1 protein-coding gene is annotated in these 1,257 nt (G+C 41.7%); it reads right to left on the reverse strand.

The annotated features are described in order from the left end of the window. Window positions 1-485: 485 nt before the first annotated feature. Window positions 486-692 carry a hypothetical protein gene (locus F6J94_RS33930; protein ID WP_293048364.1) on the reverse strand — a complete coding sequence of 69 codons (207 nt, stop codon included), beginning with the start codon at window positions 690-692 and terminating at the stop codon, window positions 486-488. Between the last annotated feature and the right edge of the window lie 565 nt (window positions 693-1,257).

A 1,257-nucleotide genomic window follows, 5' to 3' on the forward strand; every position in this document is an offset into this window, starting at 1 on the left:
TAGCGGCTCGTAGCGAGCATCGCGTTAGCTTGAGCAACGGGCGATAGTTATCGAAAATTACAACAATTTCGGATGATCACGATAGCGCTAGCAACAGCAACAAAGCCTGAAAATCCTTTACTGTCGGAAATTTCAACAATTTTAGAAATAATGTGATCCCCCCTTGTTGAGCAACAAAGCCGTGAAAATCCTTTACTGTCGGAAATTTCAACAATTTGGGATAATCATGATCGCCCCTTGTTGAGCAACGCAGGTTAGTTATCGGAAATTACAGCAATTTTGGATAATCTCGATACTGCGTTGGTTGAGCAACAAAGGGTGAAAATCCTTTACTGTCGGAAATTTCAGTAATTTTCGATAATCTCGATACTACTAGCAACAGCAACAAAGCCGTGAAAATCGTTCACTGTTGGAAATTTCAACAGTTATCCTAAATTCCAACAATCTAAGAAATTATGCGATCGCACAAGCGATCGCATTCAATCCTACTCCCTAGTCTCCTCAGGTTCTTCATCCATAGGCTCAGGCAAATCAAAAATAATAATAAATTTCCCATCGGGCATCAGTCGTTTGAGTGCCTGCAAGTGACCCTCGGCATCGGACCGGTTCCGGTAACGACCAACAACGACCCGTTGCATTTGTGGCAATAGGTGAATGACCGCCCATGGATAGAGGCGTTCAGAGTACGTCATAATTTTAGGTATCTCCTTAACTGGGGGACTAGAGCCAGCCCTAGACCCTGGAAAATCGTTGGCTGGCTCTTAACGTTTTCACGTCTATAATACTACTATAGCATATAAATAATCTTTAATTATAACATATTTGAAAAACTTTTGTAACAAACTTGTCAGGGAGTAGGGAGTAGGGAGTAGGGAGTAGGGAGATAGAGAAGATTCTGATTAACGGTAATTATCTTGATTTACAGCAATTTTCGCCCCCCTAGCCCCCCAATTTTGGGGGGAAATTGAGTTAAAGTCCCCCAGAATTGGGGGACCCACGGGGGCTTGTAGCTAAAGGGAGTGAGGTCGATTCATCTGAAAACAGCTGTAAATTAGCGCTAGATAAATTCGACCAAAGTATAGCGCTAATTTAACCTACTCCCTCAATTATCCCAAATACTCCTTAACACCCCAAAAAATCAGCGCTAGATAAATTCGGCTAAAGTATAGCGCTAATTTAAACTACTCACTTAATTATCCCAAATACCCCTTAACACCCCAAAAAATCAGCGCTAGATAAATTCGACTAAAGTATAGC

This window comes from Moorena sp. SIO1F2 (assembly GCF_010672755.1).
Taxonomy (GTDB): domain Bacteria; phylum Cyanobacteriota; class Cyanobacteriia; order Cyanobacteriales; family Coleofasciculaceae; genus Moorena.

Coding starts and splice junctions, on each gene's coding strand:
- F6J94_RS33930 (WP_293048364.1), bottom strand. CDS start 692: ATGACGTACTCTGAACGCCTCTATCCATGGGCGGTCATTCACCTATTG.